Origin of the sequence: Bergeyella zoohelcum ATCC 43767 (assembly GCF_000301075.1) — a bacterium.
In the GTDB taxonomy this organism is placed as follows: Bacteria; Bacteroidota; Bacteroidia; order Flavobacteriales; family Weeksellaceae; genus Bergeyella; species Bergeyella zoohelcum.
On record NZ_JH932293.1, the window covers coordinates 1,345,419 to 1,366,043 of the forward strand.

Genomic DNA, 20,625 nt, shown 5'->3' on the forward strand with positions numbered 1-20,625 from the left:
GATATATTTTATATAATTTAGCGTCATGAAATGTACCAGATGTGAATCGTTAAATAAAATTAAGGCAGGTTTTGTTGGAGGCAGACAGCGATATAAATGTAAAGACTGTGGCTATTTTTTCAGTGTTGAGAAGAAATCGGATGTGAAAACGCCAGAACAAAAGCGTCTTGCTTTGCAAATGTATTTGGAAGGATTAGGATTTCGAGCTATTGGAAGGATATTGAATATTAGCTACGGAACGGTTTATCGGTGGGTAAAGAAATGGGAAGAATCTGTGGAACTACCTCAGAATGAAGAACCTATTGAAATAGTGGAATTGGACGAGATTCACAGTTATGTACAGTCAAAAAAAACTACTGTTGGAGCTGGATTGCTATTGATAGACTTGGAAAAAAGTTCATCGGTTTTGTTTGTGGCAAACGAGACACAGAAACTTTCTTAGAACTTTGGAAGAAATTGAAAAACAGAGATATCAATGGTTTTTGTAGCGATTATTGGAAGAGTTATTCAGAGATAATTCCAAGTGAAAAGCATATGGAATCCAAAGCAGAAACCTTTACAGTGGAGGGATATAATAGCAGAATAAGGCATTATTTGGCAAGATTTAAAAGAAAAGGAAAATGTTACTCGAAGTCAAAAACAATGTTAGAAAATTCCTTGAAACTTTTATTTCTGAAGCTGAATAATCAATTAAATATAATAATTTAATAATACCGAAATTTTAAATACAAGGCCACGCAAAAGATTTGGTTTTTTAAGTCCAAAACAAGTATATTTGAAAACGATTAATAACAACGGAAAGTTACTTTTATAAGTTGAATCTAGGGAGAAAATAAAGAATAGTATAGAAAACTAAAAGAACAATCTCATCAAACTTTTGAGACTATTAGAAAAAATAAAAAAATGAATTTTTGGTTCAATAGTGGAACGATTAAAATTTCAACAGTTCATGTTTTAAAGGTTGGGAAAGTTAGTTAGTGTTTTTAATTTTGGAACCTAAATATAGAGAAAATGGTTTTGATTCATATGCTTTTGATGAAGTTTTATATACGGGAATTACTCGGAGTAGGTTAAATTTGGTTATTATTAATTTTGGAAATAAAGAATATGATGAATGGTTACGAAATTTAGTAAGTTCTATAAATGATAAATTAATATGAATAAAGCTAAGTCCAAACTTTATAGAAAAGTAAATACCAAAACTTACAATGTATCTCATTGTTTTGGTGGAGATTTTAGTGATTCTCGTCATCAGAGAAAAAGTACTTCCGTAACACAGGGTAAGATGCCCAAAATGAAAAGAGGACTAGACTACACACCGCTTTTTCGGTTTCTTTTATCTAAAGTAGGACAAAATTGGGATGAAATTTTTAGTGAAGCGAAATCTCGTTTGGATAAAACTGATCCTATTTTTTGGATGGTAGCAATGAATGAGCAAGAAAAAAAAGACTATGTAAGAGTAGGTGAGTCTTCTTATTACTCGGGGTTATTTGTAGATGAAAATGGAATCTTGCAAATATATAATCCTAATCTAAAAGCAGTTGATATGATACCTTTTTGTAATTGCTGTACGCATACTTTCAATGGAAAGTTATTTGGGAGTGAATAATAAATTTGATTTTAATAATAAATGAAAAACTACATACATGCCGCTAGGCTTCGTACTTTACCGCTTTCTATGAGTGGAATTATTATGGGGGCATTCATTGCCCGATGGAGATTGGGAGAACTGGGACAAGCGTGGGACTGGCAAATTTTTGCTTTGGCGATTTTGGTAACTTTATTGTATCAAATTTTGTCCAATTTTGCCAATGATTATGGTGATGGCGTTAAAGGTACTGACCAAATGCGGAGTACAAATGCCGAAGCCAGAGCTGTAGCCTCGGGGAAAATTACGGCACAGCAGATGAAAAATGCTATGCTCATTACTGCTTTCCTCTCTTTATTGGCTACTGTAGGTTTGCTATATAAAGCGTTTTTCCCTGATTTTATGAAAGAGTTTTGGGTGTTCATCGGTTTAGGAGTGGCGTGTATCTTAGCCGCGATTGGTTATACCGTAGGTAAAAAGCCGTATGGATATTTGGGCTTGGGAGATGTGATGGTATTTATTTTCTTCGGATTGGTATCGGTAGGGGGGAGCTATTTTCTTTTTACCAAATCGTGGAGTTGGGATGTACTGCTTCCAGCTTCGGCAGTGGGGCTGTTCTCTGCCGCCGTGTTAAATCTTAATAATATGCGAGATATAGAGAGCGATGCCATTTCGGGAAAAAAATCACTGGCACTCCGATTGGGCTTTAAAAAAGCAATGATTTATCAGATGATACTGATGCAGTTGCCCATGATATTGTTGCTTATCTTCCTTATGCTGAACGGTTTTCATGAAAAGGGAAATTATTATGCTTTTATGGCTATGATTATGATGTTTCCTTTAGCCGGTGTGAGACGGAAAATTATGCAAGTAAAATCTCCACATGAGCTAGACCCATTCCTAAAACAGGTAGGTATCATCACTTTTGTAACTTCGGTTTTAGTGGCAATAGGGCTGAATTATTTTTAAATAAAAAAGGCTATCCTTTTCGGATGTCCTTTTTTTTTATTTTCAAAGTAAGTTTTCATCTACCATATTTGGGAGTGTAACCCTCAGTAGAGGTTCTGATTCCATAGCTCTTTTGATAGCGAATACAGCACCTTCGTTTCTTGCCCAACTTCTTCGGGAAATGCCATTGTTCACATCCCAGAACAGCATAGATTTCAGTCTGCGGTCGGCATCATCGGAGCCATCTAAGAGCATACCGAAGCCTCCATTGATTACTTCGCCCCAGCCTACGCCACCTCCGTTGTGGATAGACACCCAAGTGGCCCCTCGGAAGCTGTCGCCAATCACATTATGAATCGCCATATCGGCGGTAAATCTTGAGCCATCATAAATATTCGAAGTCTCTCTGTATGGAGAGTCTGTCCCCGAAACATCGTGGTGGTCTCTTCCTAAAACTACTGGTCCTATTTCACCTTTGGCAATGGCTTTATTAAAGGCTTCTGCTATTTTCATTCGTCCTTCGGCATCGGCATAGAGGATTCTGGCTTGTGAGCCTACTACCAATTGGTTTTCCTGAGCCCCTTTAATCCACTGGATATTATCGGCCATCTGTTGCTGGATTTCTGCTGGTGAGTTTTTCATGATTTCTTCCAAAATTTCACAAGCAATGGCATCGGTTTTTGCCAAATCTTCAGGCTTACCACTGGTACATACCCATCGGAACGGCCCAAAACCATAGTCAAAGCACATTGGTCCCATGATATCCTGAACATAAGAAGGATATTTGAATTCTCTTCCCAATGTAGGCTTTTCTGCCAACACATCGGCTCCTGCACGACTGGCTTCTAATAAAAAGGCATTTCCATAATCAAAGAAATAAGTGCCTTTAGCTGTATGTTTGTTGATAGCTGCGGCGTGTCTTCTTAGGGATTCTTGTACTTTTTGTTTAAATAATTCAGGATTGTTAGCCATCATTTCGTTAGACGCTTCAAAAGACAATCCTACAGGGTAATATCCGCCTGCCCAAGGGTTGTGCAGGGAAGTTTGGTCTGAACCGATGTCTATTTTTAATCCTTTTTCGTCAAACTTTTCCCATACTTCTACCACATTCCCGAGATAGGCTAAAGAAACCGTCTCTTGATTGGCTTGAGCTTTTTTTACCCTTTCTACTAATAGGTCAAGATCTTCAATAATTTCATCTACCCATTTTTGGTCGTGACGAATTTTGGTGATTTTAGGATTTACCTCGGCACAAACGGTAACACATCCTGCGATGTTTCCCGCCTTGGGTTGAGCTCCTGACATGCCTCCCAGTCCAGAAGTTACGAAAAGCCCTCCTTTAGGGTTTTTCTTTATCTTTCTAAAAGCATTGAGTACGGTAATGGTAGTTCCATGAACAATGCCTTGTGGCCCTATGTACATATAAGACCCTGCGGTCATTTGCCCATATTGGGTAACGCCTAAGGCATTGAATTTTTCCCAATCATCGGGTTTAGAATAGTTCGGAATCATCATACCATTGGTTACTACCACTCTTGGAGCGTCTTTATGTGAAGGGAAAAGCCCCATAGGGTGTCCTGAATACATTACCAAAGTCTGCTCATCGGTCATTTCCGAAAGGTATTTCATGGTGAGCAGATACTGAGCCCAATTACTAAAAACAGCACCATTTCCACCGTAAGTAATCAATTCATGTGGGTGCTGAGCCACAGCATAATCCAAATTATTTTGAATCATGAGCATAATGGCTGCCGCTTGCTGAGATTTTGCTGGATACTCAGAAATGGGACGAGCGTACATTTTGTAATTCGGACGAAAACGGTACATGTAGATACGCCCATACTTTTCTAATTCTTCCCTAAATTCAGGGATGAGTGTGGTGTGATGTTTAGGATCAAAGTAACGGAGGGCATTTTTCAGTGCCAATTTTTTCTCTTCCTCGGTTAAAATTTCTTTACGCTTTGGAGCGTGGTTAATGCTCGTATCAAAAGGTTGTGGAGCAGGTAACTCTGTGGGAATTCCTTGTTGTATCTGTTCTTGGAAAGTCATGATATTTATTTTCAGAATATTGATGATTAATACACGCAAATTTAGTAAAAATGTAGCAATGCGTGTAGGAATATTGGCTTTTTCTTAGGTGCTAAGGATTAAAATTTAGCAAAAGATAGGCGTAAATCATTCTTCATACACCATGTATTTTTTTCTAATTTTTTCAAAATCGTACAGTCCTTTTTTCCAAGATTTTCGGATTTCCGATGCCGTTTTACCTTGGAGAATTTGTTTTCGGAGTTGGTCTGTTCCTGCCAACTTATCGAAAAAAAGGTTTTCTAAAAAGAATTTTTTCTCCTTATGATTGAAATTTTGATAGGCTTTGATGAGCCATTCTAAATTCAGCTGCCTCGATTTTTGTCGGTGGTGGGACAAATTTTCGCCATAGCAAGTTTGGTTTTCTAAGAAAGGTTTTTTCGCTCCCTCAGTAGGTTTAGGAACAAAAGAAAAAGATTGATTTTTCATCCACGGTGACCCGTAAATTTGAAAAGGTAAGTGGGTACCTCTCCCTACACTTACTTGTGTGCCTTCAAAGAAGCATAGGCTAGGATAGAGCTGTATGGCCACATCATTGGGGAGGTTAGGGGAAGGTTTGTCAGAAATGCTATATCTTTGATTTTTAGAATAATTTTCCATTTTTATCAAGATGTAATCGGCTTTTAATTTTCCTTTTAGCCAACCTTCGCCATTGACCATAAGTCCATATTCTCCGATGGTGAGCCCATAAATTACAGGCACAGGGTGTAGCCCTACGAAACTCTGAAATGGAGGCTCTAAAATGGGGCCATCTGTATAGCCATCATGTGGATTAGGGCGGTCTAAGACGATGACTTTTTTACCATTTTCAGCCGCTGCTTCCATAATATAGGAAAGGGTAGAGATGTAAGTGTAAAACCGAACGCCTACATCTTGAATATCAAAGAGTAAAATGTCTATATCTGCAATCTGTTCTCGGCTCGGTTTTTTATTTTTTTCATATAAGGATATGATGGGTAATTTTGTTTTTTGGTCGATGCCATTTTTTACCACTTCCCCTGCATCGGCTGTACCTCTAAAACCATGTTCTGGAGCGAATACTTTTTTGACATCGATTTTGTTTTCCAGTAAAAAATCTACGATGCTTACCGTATCTTTTCTTATGGCCAAGGCACATCCTCCATTTACTGAAGCATTGTACTTGATGGTTCTGATGATTTTCCCTGTATGGTTGGTAACTACGCCCACTCTTTTTTCTCTCAACAGATGCAAGTATTTTTCAGGTTGGTCTGCTCCTGTTTTTAGTGATGAAGAAATATTTTGACTAAAAAATAGGGGATTTCCTAATAAGAAAACCGCGAGGATTGATAGTATTTTTATATTTTTGACGCCTAAAATCATAAGGTTTGAATTTTGCACCATATTTTTCAAAGAAAATAGCACTTTCCAAAGATAATAAAAATAATCTTTCTAGGATTATCATCTTCATCGGTAGGCTGTCTGTTGCTTTAGGGGTTATTGTTTCATTACTTACAATTTCTATTGGGCAAGGGTCTAAAGAAGCCATAAAACTTCAGATGGCAGATTTTAATGGACATGTAAATATTAAGTCTCAGAAAAGTAATACCTCCTATGATTCTTCGGTTTTAGATGCTTCTGGACTAGATATTGAGAAGATAAAGAATACACCTTCTGTGGCCAGTGTACAGCAGTTTCTTAATGTAACGGGCATCATGAGGACGGAGGATAATTTTGCTGGGATTGTTTTTAAGGGAGTAGATAAAGATTTTGATAAAGAAAGATTTGAAAAATTTATTACCGAAGGAAAAATTCCTCAGCTACCCCAGAAAGGGTATAGCAACGAGATTTTGGTATCAGAAAAAATAGCTTCAGATTTACAGCTCAAGCTAAATGATAGCATCGTAGCGATATTTTCTAAGGCAGATAAAAATCCTATCTATAGAAAATTTAAAATAGCAGGATTCTATAAAACGGATATTAAAATGATAGACGAACAGTTTGTCATCGGAGATATTAACCACGCAAGAAAAATAGCTGATGTAGATAAAAATGCCATCGGTGGACTGGATGTGTTTTTTCAGAATGTAAATGAGATAGATACACATACCCCTACCATTGAGCAATATATTGGACTTAAAAACTATGTAGAGTCTGCTACTGATAAATATCCTCAGATAGTAGATATGATAGCTATTTTCGATAATAATATTGCCGTTATTATTGGGATTATGCTTTCTGTGGTGATTATCAATATTATTATGGTGCTTCTTATTCTCATCATTGAAAGAACGAATAGTATAGGAATATTAAAAACTTTGGGTGCGAATAATTTTCAAATACAGAAGATATTTATTTATTATACGCTTATCATCATGCTTCCAGGGCTTTTTTATGGCAATATTATAGGAGTAGGATTATTGTTAGCCCAAAGGTTTCTGAAGATTATTAGGCTCAATCCTGATAATTATTATATCAGCACCGTACCAGTAGATCTTAATCCTATGATACCTTTATTACTATCATTAGGGATTCTTACTGTTTCAGCTATTTCACTGATTTTACCCAGCTATTTAATTTCCAAAATTTCTCCTGTGAAATCGATTAAATACAATTAATGTACTTGTGATGGTTGATTAGGTATTTTCAATCAATTGTACTTATCATACAGCGTAGAATGTAATAGGCGAGCTATCTTTTTTGTACAAAATAAATTTCAATCTTAAAATTTTATATACAAACTATGAATTATAAAAACAATATCCTTGAAACCATAGGGAATACCCCTTTGATAAAACTTAATAAAGTTTTAGGTGAAAATTTTCCTGCTTTGGTTTTAGCAAAGGTAGAAACCTTTAACCCTGGAAATTCTGTAAAAGACAGAATGGCACTGAAAATGATAGAAGATGCCGAAGCTGATGGCAGACTACAGCCGGGCGGTACCATTATAGAAGGTACCAGTGGAAATACAGGAATGGGACTGGCACTGGCAGCCATAGTGAAAGGCTATCATTGTATTTTCGTAACCAATGACAAGCAGTCTAAAGAAAAATGTGATATTTTAAGAGCGGTAGGGGCAGAAGTTATTGTTTGTCCTACGGCTGTGGCTCCTGATGATCCTCAGTCTTATTATTCGGTCTCTAAAAGACTTGCCGAAGAAACACCTAACAGCTGGTATGTGAATCAGTATGATAACCTTTCTAACCGTCAGGCACACTATGAACAAACCGCCCCAGAGATTTGGGAACAAACAGAAGGTAAACTGACGCACTTCGTGGTGGGAGCAGGAACTGGGGGAACCATTACAGGATGTGGTAAATTTTTTAAGGAGAAAAATGAAAATATTAAAATCATTGGTGTAGATACTTACGGCTCTATCCTTAAAGAATACCATGAGACAGGAACTTATAATCCTGAAAATGCGTACGCATACATCACAGAGGGAATAGGGGAGGACATCATTCCTGAAAATTATGATATGCGTGTGATAGACCATTTTGAGAAGGTTACTGATAAAGATGGGGCATTCTTCGCTAGGAAGTTAGCAAAAGAAGAAGGGATATTCTGTGGATATTCAGCGGGAAGTGCCATTGCAGCCATTAAACAAATGGAAAATCAGTTTACGGAAAAAGATATTATTGTAGTTCTTCTTCATGATCATGGTTCACGCTATGTAGCTAAAATTTATAATGACGAATGGATGAAAAATATGGGCTGGTTAGATGAATTTTCTAAATAAATCCTTAATTTTGTAGGAAATCAAACTATGGAAAACAAAAAAGATTTCTTTTTAGAGTGCTATCAATTGGGCATCATAAAATTCGGAAAGTTTACTTTAAAATCAGGTATAGAGAGTCCTTTTTATGTGGATTTAAGGCCACTGGCATCAGATGCTAAAATTCTAAAAAAATTAGGTCATTACTTGCTTCAGTTGGTTTCTAATGCACAGCCAGAGCTTATTTGTGGTGTGCCTTACGCAGCACTTCCTATGGCTACAGCGATGGCTTTGGAAAGCGAAATACCATTGATTATTAAAAGAAAAGAAGCCAAAAGTTATGGAACCAAAAAACTCATTGAGGGAATTTTTGAGAAGGGGCAGTCTTGCCTTGTGGTGGAGGATGTTATCACAAGTGGGAAATCACTTTTAGAGACCATTCCAGAGATAGAAAACGAAGGTATAAAAGTTTCAGAAATAGTAGTGGTTTTAGATCGTGAGCAGGGAGGTAAAGAACTTTTGGAAGAAAAGGGCTATCAGGTAAGGACGCTATTTACTATTCGTGAGGCATGCCAAATCCTTGTGGAAGCTGGAAAAATCACTGAGGAAGAGCAGCAGAGGATAGAGGATTTTGTAAAAGGAAATGCCATTACTTTTGAGAAGCCTAAAAGAAAATCGTACAAAGAGAAATTGGCAATTCATTCCCATAGTAAGGCACAGAAACTACTGCAGTTGGCAATGGAAAAAGAGTCTAATCTCATTGCCTCAGCAGATGTGGTTACTACTGCAGAGCTTTTGGATTTTGCAGAAAAGGTAGGTCCACACATTGTAGCACTGAAAACCCATGCGGATATCATTACTGATTTTGATTATGAAAAAACCATTGTTCCGCTTTTAGATATTGCACAGAAACATCGTTTCCTTTTGATGGAAGATAGAAAATTTGCAGACATCGGAAGTACGCAGGAGCTGCAGTATAGTTATGGTATTCACAGGATTTCCAGTTGGGCAGATCTTATTACCTCTCAGGTAATTGGTGGAGCTAAATCTTTGGATTTTTTCCTTAATTCAGGGGTTATTAGTATTATTGGAATGTCTTCTGAAGGTACACTGACAGATGCCAATTACCGTGCTGAAGCCATTAAAGTAGCTCAGGCACATCCTAATGTTATTGGAGGAGTGTCCCAAGATACTTTGCCAGAGGATTTACTTCTCTTTACGCCTGGAGTAAATATTGATATACAAGCCGATGGAAAAGGACAGCAATACAATAGCCCTGAGGTGGTTTTTTCCAAATTAGGAACGGATTTTATCATTGTAGGGAGAGGAATCTATAAAGCAGAAGATGCAGAACAGGCCGCACTCCAATATAAAATAGCAGGCTGGAATGCATATTTAGAAAATCTATAGTAATTTATAAAAAAGAATTACCCTAAAAACGCTTGATGCCAAAAAAGAGGGAGTCTATGGATTTTTTAAGATGAAAAAACGAAATATTGTTTTTAATTTCTTTACTTTTTTATTACATTTGCAGATATAAAAAATAGAAAATGTTTTTAGCAAATAAAATAATTTTTTTAGATAAAATCATCAAAGGCGAAGTCATTTATTGACTTCGTTTTTGTATAATTATTAGGTAGATAATGAAATTAGGCTAGTTAAATTAAGTGGATAAAATGAATATTAAATAGTCATAAATTAAATAATGAAGTTAATATATCATAGGACAAATTTCAGGGCGGAGTATTCCCCATTTGATGTTGAATTAATAACACTAGCCAATCAACAAAATTTGTGCTTGGTATCTCCTTATATCGGACTCGATTATTTGAAAAGACTCATACAACTTTCTAAATCTTGGAGGCTCATCACAGATTTTGAAGAGTGGATTATTTCTCATCAGAGAAAAGAACAACGAGAAAACATCATTAATTTTATAAATGAAAACCCAGAAAAAATAAAGCATATTTCTGATATTCATGCGAAAGTTTTAATTTCAGAGCATTCTGCTTTTTTAGGGTCTGCTAATTTTACTGATAAAGGAATTTGCCAACGAACGGAAATGTCTGTTTCATTTTCAGAGGTAGAAAAAGTGCAAGAAATAAAATCTTGGTTTGAATCATTGTGGGAAGTAGCAATAAATTTCACAGAAGAGCAGTTGTCTGATTTTGTAAAGAAAAACGAAAATACCAATCATAAACCTAGAATTAAAAAACTGAAAAGTCCATCAAAAAAAGTAATGAAAAGAGCAAGTTTGGTAGATATTGGTACATTCTTTAAGACGGACAAGGACTATCAGAGTGAATTAGTGAAAGCCATTAAGAAAATTAAGAAAGATAAAGAATGGCTGAATCGTTTTTTTGATTTAATCAAAGAGCTTTTAACCGATTTAAACATAGGAGAGGAATCGCCTAAAATCACGATGTCTGTAACCAAAGACCTACGAATGCCCATTTCTATTGGACAACGCTATGTAATTAGAGCTAAATCGCAGCAGAATAAGGTAGGGTTTATCTTACCTTTGGAACTCGAAGAAATGATTTCTAATAATCCTATTGCTAAAATTGACGATAATTACTTCTATGACAAAAAGAAAAATAAAGAAGCACTTTGGGTGAATTTTGATAATAATATTGTTTTTTCCAATGACCATTTTTTATTTGAACAGTGGAAAAAAGCAGCAAAAGTAGAACTCGATAGAACGAACTATTCGGGATATCGAAGAGCTCATAATCCTCTCTATTATAAATTAGTGATGGATTTAGAGTATAGGAACAAAATTTTAGATTTGTGTGATTGATAATAGTTAAGCTTTTAATACAATAGATATATGAAACGACAAGATATAAAAACCATTTTAGTAATCGGTTCCGGGCCTATTATCATTGGTCAAGCAGCCGAGTTCGATTATTCGGGAACGCAGGCGTGCCTCTCTTTGAAAGAAGAAGGTTACCGTGTGATTCTCATCAATTCCAATCCTGCCACTATTATGACCGATGTGGAAATTGCCGATAAAGTCTATATCGAACCGATTTCCTTGGAGTTCGTGAGCCATATCATTAGAAAAGAAAGACCGGATGCTCTATTGCCAACTTTGGGCGGACAAACAGGACTGAATATGGCAGTGGAGCTCGAGAAATCAGGCATCTTGGAAGAGTGTAAAGTAGAGGTGTTAGGAACCAAACTTTCCGCTATTAATCGTGCTGAGGATAGAGATTTGTTCCGTGAATTGATGAACGAGCTTGGCGAGCCTGTACCAGAATCGGATATTGTGAACACAGTGGAAGGTGCGTTGGAATTTGCCCAAAACATCGGTTATCCAGTGATTGTTCGTCCTGCTTTTACGATGGGCGGAACGGGTGGTGGTATCGCTGCCAATGAGGAGGAACTCCGAGAAATTGCAGAACTCGGTCTTAAGCATAGTCCCGTTACCCAGTGTTTGATAGAAAAATCCATCGCTGGATACAAGGAAATAGAATACGAAGTGATGCGTGATGCTAATGATAATGCCATCGTGGTTTGTAATATGGAAAATATAGACCCTGTGGGGGTTCACACAGGAGACTCTATTGTGGTGGCACCTTCGCAAACGCTTTCCGATAGAGAATACCAAATGCTGAGAAATGCCTCTCTAAAAATCATTAGAGCTTTAGGTATTGAGGGGGGATGTAATGTACAATTGGCACTAGACCCGCATTCTTTTAATTATTATGTAATTGAGGTAAATCCAAGGGTTTCCCGCTCATCGGCATTAGCGAGTAAAGCTACGGGCTATCCGATTGCGAAGATTGCAGCGAAGATTGCCGTTGGACTTACTTTGGACGAGATTATGAACCCCGTAACGGGCAAGACTTACGCTTGTTTCGAACCTGCTTTAGACTATGTGGTTACCAAATTCCCTCGCTTCCCGTTTGATAAATTTGAAACTGCTGACCGCCGACTTTCCACGCAGATGAAAGCCACAGGAGAGGTGATGGCGATTGGTAGAAACTTTGAAGAGTCTTTACAAAAGGCGATTCGTTCTTTGGAAACAGGCATTCGCCATATCGGTTTGAAGACCAAAGATGCCGAGGCACTGACTGCAGAGGATATTGAGCGAAGAATTAAGGTGTGCGATGACGAGCGTTTGTTCATCATTGGCGATGCCCTTAGAAGAGGTTATGATTGGGAGCAAATCGTAGAATGGAGCAAAATAGATAAGTTTTTCATTTGGAAAATTAAGAAACTGATTGATTTTGAAAAAACTTTGTCCAACTTATCAAACCTTTCAAATGCTGAACAAATTGATATAGTGAGAGAAGCCAAAAAATTAGGCTTTGCTGATGTCAATATCGCTCATCTTTGGGGTGTTACCCAGCGTGAGGTATTTAATTTCAGAAAAGAAAACGGCATTATGCCAGTGTATAAAATGGTAGATACCTGTGCAGCGGAATTTGAGAGCGAGACGCCTTATTTCTATGGAACTTACGAGGAGGAAAACGAAAGCATCGTAACGGAAAAAGAGAAGGTCATCGTGCTGGGTTCTGGACCTATCCGAATTGGGCAAGGCGTGGAATTCGATTATGCTACCGTGCATTCCGTTTGGGCAATTAAGGAAATGGGCTACGAGGCGATTATCATCAATAATAATCCTGAAACCGTTTCTACAGATTTTTCCATTTCAGATAAACTCTATTTTGAACCACTTACCGAGGAAGATGTGATGAATATCATTGAGCTGGAGAAACCTAAAGGAGTAGTGGTGCAGTTCGGGGGACAAACTGCCATTAACCTTGCTGATAAATTGGCAGCACACGGCGTACAGATTTTGGGAACTTCTTTGGAAGATTTGGACAGAGCCGAAAACCGCGACAAGTTCGAAAAGGCACTCCAAGAGCTAGGTATTCCTCAGCCAAAAGGAAAAACTTCCACTTCTAAGGAAGAAGCGATAAAAATTGCCAATGAAATCGGGTATCCTGTGCTGGTGCGTCCGTCTTATGTCTTGGGTGGCCGTGCGATGGAGATAGTGTATAACGAAAAAGAACTCGCCCACTATATGGAGCACGCCGTAGAGGCAAGTCCTGAACATCCTGTCCTTATCGACCGCTATATGCTGGGGAAAGAGGTGGAAATTGATGCCATTTGCGATGGCGAAACGGTGATTATCCCAGGGATTATGGAGCATATAGAGCGTGCAGGGGTGCATTCTGGAGACTCTATCGCGGTATATCCGCCTCAAAATATCAGTGAGAAAGAGGTACAAACTTTGGTAGATTATACCCAAAGATTAGCAAAGGGACTGAATGTCATCGGTTTGATGAATATCCAATATGTCTTATTTGAAGGCAATGTCTATGTGATTGAGGTAAATCCTCGTTCGTCTAGAACTGTTCCTTTCTTATCAAAAATCACGAATGTTCCGATGGCGAACCTCGCTACTAAAGCGATTTTAGGCAAAAAACTAAAAGACCTCGGTTATGAAAATGGTTTGGTTCCGAACAAGAAAGGAGTATTTGTAAAAGTGCCAGTATTTTCCTTCTCCAAACTCACCAAGGTAGATATTTCCCTCGGCCCTGAAATGAAATCCACAGGGGAAGTAATGGGGAAAGACACCACTTTGGAAAAGGCGTTGTACAAGGGTCTCATCGCTGCTGGAATGAAAGTACCTACTCACGGAGCCATCCTCTTTACGGTTGCTGATAAACACAAGGACGAAGCCACCGCTTTAGCAAAACGATTCCACGAAATAGGTTTTAGAATTTGGGCAACCGAAGGTACCGCGAAACATTTCGAAGCGAATGGTGTACCGTGTAAAATCGGATACAAAATAGGGGAGGAAATCAACCTGATAGACCTTATCCAAAAAGGCAAAGTGCAGTATGTGGTGAATACCACTACCAAGGGAAAACAAGCGGAACGCGACGGCTTCCAAATCCGCCGTATGTCCGTAGAAAATGGCGTACCTTGTCTCACCGCTATGGATACCGTAGAAGCCGTACTGAAAGTCATCGAAAGTATGAGCTTTAAAATGGAGGTGATGTAAAATTATATATGATTTAAAGATAGTAGGGGCGAATCATCATTCGTCCCTATTTTAAAAATAGTAGAGATGAATCATCATTCGTCCCTATTTTAAAATGGAGGTGATGTGATTTTTAGACAGAGGCGAATCATCATTCTTCCTTATGTTTTTTAATAGTAGCACAATGAAGAGAAAATGGGAAAGAGAAATAATTATGCACTCATAATGGATAGAAAATATTCCTGCTGGAGTAATTATGATTTGTGAAAAAGCTCACCAGAAGTCTTGCGGATGAATTATGAGTAGTGAAATGAGAGAAAATATTTCGGGGGAGCAATTATGATTTGTGAAAAGGCTCACTAAAAGTCTTGGGAATGAATTATGAGTAGTGAAATGAGAGAAAATATTTCGGAGGAATCAATTCATTACAATGAAAAAGGCTTATGGCTTATAGAGGTCTATAAATGTTTAAATAATGCTCTTGAAAATTAAATAAATATCCGTATATTTGCACCTCAAATTATTGATAACAAGAAATAAAAAAAGCAGAACAATGCCAAAATTAAAAACGAAATCAGGTGCTAAGAAGCGTTTTGCTCTTACTGGAACAGGAAAGATCAAAAGAAAGAATGCTTATAAAAGCCACATTTTGACTAAGAAGGAAACCAAACAAAAGAGAAATCTTACACAGACTTCTTATGTTGCTTCTGTGGATGAGAAAAGTGTACTTAAGCAATTAGCAATCAAGTAGTTTTTATAAATCTTTTCGGTTTATAAGAATGAATCATTCAGAATTTTTAACCCTGAATATCAGCACAAAAGTTTGATGAAATAAGCAACGCTGTATTCAAAAAAACAATTTTAAATTATGCCAAGATCAGTAAACGCGGTAGCTTCAAGAGCCCGCAGAAAAAAAATCATGAAACAGGCTAAAGGTTTTTTCGGTAGAAGAAAAAATGTTTGGACTGTAGCTAAAAATGCCGTGGAAAGAGCAATGCAATATGCTTACCGCGGTAGAAAAGAGAAGAAAAGAAATTTCCGTGCACTATGGATTGCCAGAATTAACGCAGGAGCTAGAGCAGAGGGGATGTCTTACTCTCAGTTTATGGGAGCTCTTAAAAAGAACAACATTGAGCTGAATAGAAAGGTTCTTGCAGACCTTGCAATGAATCATCCTGAGGCTTTTAAAGCTGTTGTGAATCAAGTAAAATAATGTAGAATTTTTGTTATCAATAATATAAAGCTCGGTTTTTTATAAATCGAGCTTTTTTATTGGGCAATGTGGTAAAAAATGGTACTTTTATAATTGATAAAAAATGCTTATATTTCGCACATTGATTGGAAGAGGAAACAAGCTCTGCTGAGGAATAAGCGAGAAAAAGCGAATAGCTTTTACGAAGGTTACGAACATAGTTCATTGTCAGCAATACAATCAATGTTCAAAACGATAGTTTTAGGGGTGAGTTTTTCTCACCCTTTTTTATTAAAACTATCGGATGAACCCTATGGCTAAAAAAACCTTATCCCCCTTGATTTTTAAAATATAAATACCATTTTATAAAGTTCTTTTTAGCCTCAAAACGAAGTCCTCTATGCAAGGTTAATTTCTCTTTCAAATGCGTAAAATAGGCTTCTAAACGATTGGTAGTATAAGGGATTTCACTATCTTTCAGATATGCAAACATATTGGGTAAGGCATTGATAATATGATAAGTAGCTAAGTGTAGATTTTTATGTTTAAACCACTGAAATCCAGATTCTTCATTCATTGATTTTTCTTCTATAAAATATTGATTTTCAACATACCACTGGTAAAATCTATTTACCCAATCGTTAGCCTGTTCATTGGTTTTTAGATGCGTAATTTCTTTGGATAAACACAAAAGCTGTTGGCTAATAAAATGTTTTGGGCTACCACTTAAATAGTTCTTAATCTGTCGTTTAATATGCACTAAACATCTTTGGATAATCACCTCTGGAAACACCTTTTTTACCGCTCCTAAAATAGATTTATGCCCATCGCAGGTTACACTGTAAACTGCCACATTCAGCTTCTTTAAGTTTTCCAAATCTTGCTTTATATCACGAAGTTTTTCCTTGTTGGTTTGGCGGTAAAGTTGCACATATCGAATGTCATAATCGTAGTAGAGTATCAGGCATAATCCATTGGAAAAGTAGGTGCCATCAATCAAGAGATGAACCTTTGTCTTGCTTTTGATGCTGAGGGTAGGAACTTGTGAAAGGTAATGTTTAAAGAGGTTTTGAAGGGTAGATTGGCTCATTGAGCTATCCCTCGAAAGGGTTTTATAGACTTGCCTTTCCATTATCCATTTTCTGAACCAAATGAATTGATTTTTTCTTTTTACACCAATGTTTTTAATCGTAAAATTTGCCTGACAATCTCCACATTGAAAGCGTTGTTTTCCATTTCTTTTTCCTTTTTTGATGATGTGATTAGAATCACAAACTGGACATTTTTTATTCGTTTTGGACATAAAATAAGAGTTATAATGAAACCACTTTCATTATAACTCTTATAAGTCTATAAAAGACAATGCTTTACAAGGTTTTTAAGCACCATTTTTTGTTATATTGTCTTTTATTGTTATTCATTGATAAAAAACATGCTATCATCAGAATGATGATAGCATGTGCGTATTATGAAAAAAGTATTAAATAGTGTTTTAATCCAATATATAGCTAATCCCTACTCCTACCACGATTTCTCTTTTCTTGGTTCCAATGGCTTTGTCCGTACCGAATTCTTTTAATAGATTAGGGTAGGTATTAGTAAGACCATAATCTAACTGTCCGGTAATTTCAAATTTTCTTTTATAGCTGTATCCTATTCCTGCACCTATAGCCACACCGAAAGTATTTGCCTTGCCATTAACACCTGCATATTCAGGAAGCTGCTCTGGGACATAGTAAGGTCTGCTCGGATTTTTTACATTTTGTCCGATGAGGAAGTTAAATCTAGGTCCGATAAGCCCAAAAAACTCAGATTGAGCTTCAGAAAAATATGCTTTAAAGAATAGCGGTACAGAGATATAGGAATTTCCGTACACAGCACTATATCTATCTCCTGATTTACCTTTTTCTTTTCCAGTTTCTCCTGCACCATAATAGAGTACTTCAGGCTGTAGGTAAAACTGCTCCTCTTTCCCTATGGGAATGAGTGCCAAAGCACCACCTTGGAGGGTTAATCTAGGTCCTGACGGATTATGAGCATTAGAAACTCTAGAGTAGTTTAGTCCTCCTTTAAGGCCGAACCTTGTTTCCTTCCATTTTATTTGTGAAAAAAGTGAACTGCACAGGGCAGTTGCACTTAGTATTAATAATTTTTTCATTATAGGAGTAAATTTTAGCCTAAAACTTTAGCTACTGTAGCTCCAATGTCTGCTGGAGAATCTACCACATGGATACCATTTTCTCTCATAATGGCCATTTTAGCTTGAGCCGTATCTTCTGCACCTCCTACGATCGCTCCTGCGTGTCCCATTGTTCTACCTTTAGGGGCAGTTTGTCCAGCGATGAACCCGATAACTGGTTTTTTAGAACCGCTTTCTTTGTACCATCTTGCTGCTTCTGCTTCCAATGAACCACCGATTTCTCCAATCATTACTACCGCTTCTGTTTCATCATCATTGATGAAAAGCTCAAGAGCTTCTTTAGTAGTAGTACCGATGATAGGGTCTCCACCGATTCCAATAGCTGTAGAAACACCATAACCAGCTCTTACCACTTGGTCAGCAGCTTCATAAGTCAAAGTACCTGATTTAGAAACGATACCGATTTTTCCTTTTTTGAAAACGAAACCTGGCATAATTCCTATTTTTGCTTCTTCAGAAGTGATTACTCCTGGGCAGTTTGGCCCGATTAATCTACAGTCTTTATCTTTAATAAATTCTTTTACTTTTACCATGTCTGCTACAGGGATGCCTTCTGTAATACAAACGATTACTTTGATTCCTGCTTCTGCAGCTTCCATCACTGCATCTGCTGCGAATGCTGGTGGTACAAAAATGATAGAAACATCAGCTCCTGCTTGTTTTACAGCATCTGCTACGGTATTAAATACGGGCTTTCCTAAGTGCTCAGTTCCTCCTTTACCTGGAGTTACCCCTCCTACTACATTGGTACCATAATCAATCATTTGTCCTGCGTGGAAAGTTCCTTCGTTTCCTGTAAATCCTTGAACGATAACTTTTGAATCTTTGTTTACTAAAACTGACATTGTATATAATTTATTTTTTGTAAAAATTTATCCCACAAATTTAGGCATAAATTTTTATTTGAATGATATTTTATCTTAGAAAATATAGTATTTCTTTATTTTTTGTGTGATAGAAGTAGGGCTAAAGATTTCTTAGTTTTACTTCCTTTTTAAGGTAAGTTTTAAAATCTTCTGCAATTGGTCCCATATATACGCCTTTTTTGAGGCTTCTATTTACTCCTGTTTTGGCATAGAGTACGGTCCCTTTTTCTATGTTAATCCCTGAAGCAATGCCTACTTGTCCCCAAATACTCACTTCATCTCCGATGGTACAGCATCCTGCAATGCCTACTTGTGATGCGATGAGACATTTTTTTCCGATGATGGTATCGTGCCCTATTTGGATTTGGTTGTCTAAAACAGAGCCTTCACCGATGCGAGTAACATCAGTAACACCTCGGTCTATGGTACATCCGTTTCCTATTTCTACATGGTCTTCTATCACCACTGTACCTACAGAAATGAGTCGGTCAAAGTGGCCATTAAGTTTTCTATAGTAAAAGGCATCTCCTCCTAATACGGTATTACTTTGGATGATGACATTATCCCCAATAATGGTGCGGTCTCCTATGACTACATTGGGGAAGATATGACAGTTTTTGCCAATTTTCACTCCATTCCCTATGACGGCTGAAGGATGGATGAATGTGTCGCTACCTATTTCAGTGTCTTTTTCTTCTGTTTTAAAATTAGAAATAGCAGCAAAGTAAGTATTGATTTTATTAAAATCTCTAAAAGGGTCTTCTGAAATGAGAAGTGCTTTTCCCTGTGGGCAATCTACTTCTTTATCAATGAGGATGATGGTGGCATCAGAGTAGAGTGCCTTGTCATAATATTTAGGATGATTTACAAAAACGATGTCTCCGCTTTTTACTCGATGAATTTCGTTGGTTCCAAGGACTGGAAAATTTTCATCACCAATGAATTTGGCACCAATGATTTCGGCTATAGTTTTTAAGGAGATAGGTTCTGGGAATGTCATAATGTTTTTATAGATGATAGTTGGAAAAAAAATTATTTAGATTCAGTAGAAGGATTTATTTCATACCTTGCCATGGCACTGGTTTCCATATTACAGAAATCTTTTTTATCGTATTTTAATTGTCCTACGAGGGCAATCATAGCGGCATTATCTGTAGTATATTCAAATTTTGGGATGAATACATTTTTATGGTATTGATGACCATAGTCTTGGATGGCTTTTCGGAGTGCTGAATTGGCAGAAACGCCCCCCGCAATGGCTATATCTTTTATCTGGTATTCTTCTGCTGCCTTTTTCAGTTTGTCCATGAGTATTTCTATGATGGTTTTCTGTACTGAAGCACAGAGATTATTCAGATTTTCTTGGACGAAGTTTTCATTTTTTGCTATTTCTTTTTTGATGAAATACAGCACGGAGGTTTTCAGCCCACTAAAGGAATAATCAAAGTGGGCTACTTTAGGTTTGCTGAATTTGAATTCGTTTGCATCGCCCTTTTGTGCCAATTGGTCTATGATGGGACCTGCTGGATAATCTAAGCCCAATACTTTTCCTATTTTATCAAAGGCTTCCCCTGCGGCATCGTCTATGGTTTTTCCGATGATTTCTAAATCAAAATAGTCTTTGACCAAGACCAGCATGGTATGGCCACCACTCACGGTAAGGCAGAGGAAAGGGAAAGTAGGTGGAGTAGGATTGGCATCGTCTATAAAGTGTGCTAAGATATGTGCATGAAGATGGTTTACCTCGATTAAAGGAATATCAAGGCTTTGAGCAAAAGACTTAGCAAAGGAAGTACCCACCAAAAGTGAGCCTAATAATCCAGGACCACGCGTAAAAGCTACGGCATCTATTTCTTTATTTTGTATCTTTGCTTGGGAAATGGCTTCGCTCACTACAGGAATTAGATTTTGCTGATGTGCTCGGGAGGCTAGTTCTGGGACTACCCCCCCATAAGCAATATGTACGGACTGTCCCGCTGAAACATTGGATAATATAGTGTTTCCTTGGATGATGGCCGCTGCGGTATCATCACAAGAGGATTCTATTGCTAAAATTATTGGCTCTTTCATTA

Annotated in this window: 17 protein-coding genes; 10 read left to right on the forward strand and 7 right to left on the reverse strand. The window is 37.4% G+C overall.

Annotated features, from left to right (window positions below):
• Positions 1-25: 25 nt before the first annotated feature.
• From HMPREF9699_RS11020 to menA, 3 genes are all read left to right on the forward strand, one after another.
• Positions 26-708, forward strand: a protein-coding gene (locus HMPREF9699_RS11020) for an IS1 family transposase (RefSeq protein ID WP_115599232.1) whose coding sequence is annotated in 2 segments (ribosomal slippage) — positions 26-353 and positions 353-708 — 684 coding nt in all. Because the reading frame shifts where the segments join, the coding sequence is not laid out codon by codon here.
• Between the two features lie 448 nt (positions 709-1,156).
• Positions 1,157-1,609: a hypothetical protein gene (locus HMPREF9699_RS06120; RefSeq protein ID WP_002663305.1), complete on the forward strand. Its 453-nt coding sequence runs from the start codon at positions 1,157-1,159 to the stop codon at positions 1,607-1,609.
• A gap of 21 nt (positions 1,610-1,630) precedes the next feature.
• Positions 1,631-2,557 (forward strand): 1,4-dihydroxy-2-naphthoate octaprenyltransferase, encoded by a 927-nt coding sequence (gene menA, locus HMPREF9699_RS06125; protein ID WP_002663306.1) that lies wholly within the window; start codon positions 1,631-1,633, stop codon positions 2,555-2,557.
• Between the two features lie 42 nt (positions 2,558-2,599).
• Here menA and HMPREF9699_RS06130 read toward each other — a convergent pair whose 3' ends face one another.
• Positions 2,600-4,585: a urocanate hydratase gene (locus HMPREF9699_RS06130; RefSeq protein ID WP_002663308.1), complete on the reverse strand. Its 1,986-nt coding sequence runs from the start codon at positions 4,583-4,585 to the stop codon at positions 2,600-2,602.
• Between the two features lie 126 nt (positions 4,586-4,711).
• Complete coding sequence (locus HMPREF9699_RS06135; RefSeq protein ID WP_002663310.1) at positions 4,712-5,962, reverse strand: exo-beta-N-acetylmuramidase NamZ family protein; 1,251 nt, start codon at positions 5,960-5,962, stop codon at positions 4,712-4,714.
• A gap of 5 nt (positions 5,963-5,967) precedes the next feature.
• Here HMPREF9699_RS06135 and HMPREF9699_RS06140 point away from each other — a divergent pair, with 5 nt between their 5' ends.
• From HMPREF9699_RS06140 to rplT, 7 genes are all read left to right on the forward strand, one after another.
• Positions 5,968-7,197: an ABC transporter permease gene (locus tag HMPREF9699_RS06140; protein ID WP_002663311.1), complete on the forward strand. Its 1,230-nt coding sequence runs from the start codon at positions 5,968-5,970 to the stop codon at positions 7,195-7,197.
• A 125-nt stretch (positions 7,198-7,322) separates the two neighbouring features.
• The gene (locus tag HMPREF9699_RS06145; protein WP_002663312.1) at positions 7,323-8,318 is read left to right on the forward strand and encodes a PLP-dependent cysteine synthase family protein; all 996 of its coding nucleotides are present in this window, start codon (positions 7,323-7,325) and stop codon (positions 8,316-8,318) included.
• A 27-nt stretch (positions 8,319-8,345) separates the two neighbouring features.
• Complete coding sequence (gene pyrF, locus HMPREF9699_RS06150; RefSeq protein ID WP_002663313.1) at positions 8,346-9,704, forward strand: orotidine-5'-phosphate decarboxylase; 1,359 nt, start codon at positions 8,346-8,348, stop codon at positions 9,702-9,704.
• Between the two features lie 295 nt (positions 9,705-9,999).
• On the forward strand, positions 10,000-11,094 hold the full coding sequence (locus HMPREF9699_RS06155; protein WP_002663314.1) for a phospholipase D-like domain-containing protein: 1,095 nt from the start codon (positions 10,000-10,002) through the stop codon (positions 11,092-11,094).
• Between the two features lie 30 nt (positions 11,095-11,124).
• Positions 11,125-14,316 carry a carbamoyl-phosphate synthase large subunit gene (gene carB, locus HMPREF9699_RS06160; protein ID WP_002663315.1) on the forward strand — a complete coding sequence of 1,064 codons (3,192 nt, stop codon included), beginning with the start codon at positions 11,125-11,127 and terminating at the stop codon, positions 14,314-14,316.
• Between the two features lie 532 nt (positions 14,317-14,848).
• Positions 14,849-15,046 carry a 50S ribosomal protein L35 gene (gene rpmI / locus HMPREF9699_RS06165; RefSeq protein WP_002663316.1) on the forward strand — a complete coding sequence of 66 codons (198 nt, stop codon included), beginning with the start codon at positions 14,849-14,851 and terminating at the stop codon, positions 15,044-15,046.
• 117 nt (positions 15,047-15,163) lie between these two features.
• Entirely contained in the window at positions 15,164-15,508 is a 345-nt protein-coding gene (gene rplT, locus HMPREF9699_RS06170) for a 50S ribosomal protein L20 (RefSeq protein WP_002663317.1), read from the forward strand.
• Between the two features lie 307 nt (positions 15,509-15,815).
• On the opposite strand, the gene HMPREF9699_RS06175 is transcribed toward rplT, so the two are convergent.
• From HMPREF9699_RS06175 to tsaD, 5 genes are all read right to left on the reverse strand, one after another.
• Positions 15,816-16,790 carry an IS256 family transposase, variant Zn-binding type gene (locus tag HMPREF9699_RS06175; RefSeq protein ID WP_002661810.1) on the reverse strand — a complete coding sequence of 325 codons (975 nt, stop codon included), beginning with the start codon at positions 16,788-16,790 and terminating at the stop codon, positions 15,816-15,818.
• A 189-nt stretch (positions 16,791-16,979) separates the two neighbouring features.
• Positions 16,980-17,645, reverse strand: coding sequence for a porin family protein (locus HMPREF9699_RS06180; protein WP_002663319.1), 666 nt, complete (start codon positions 17,643-17,645; stop codon positions 16,980-16,982).
• 14 nt (positions 17,646-17,659) lie between these two features.
• A complete protein-coding gene (gene sucD, locus HMPREF9699_RS06185; RefSeq protein ID WP_002663321.1) occupies positions 17,660-18,532 on the reverse strand; it encodes a succinate--CoA ligase subunit alpha in 873 nt (290 codons plus the stop codon).
• 121 nt (positions 18,533-18,653) lie between these two features.
• Positions 18,654-19,553: a UDP-3-O-(3-hydroxymyristoyl)glucosamine N-acyltransferase gene (locus HMPREF9699_RS06190; RefSeq protein ID WP_002663323.1), complete on the reverse strand. Its 900-nt coding sequence runs from the start codon at positions 19,551-19,553 to the stop codon at positions 18,654-18,656.
• A gap of 32 nt (positions 19,554-19,585) precedes the next feature.
• Complete coding sequence (tsaD, locus tag HMPREF9699_RS06195; protein WP_002663324.1) at positions 19,586-20,623, reverse strand: tRNA (adenosine(37)-N6)-threonylcarbamoyltransferase complex transferase subunit TsaD; 1,038 nt, start codon at positions 20,621-20,623, stop codon at positions 19,586-19,588.
• Between the last annotated feature and the right edge of the window lie 2 nt (positions 20,624-20,625).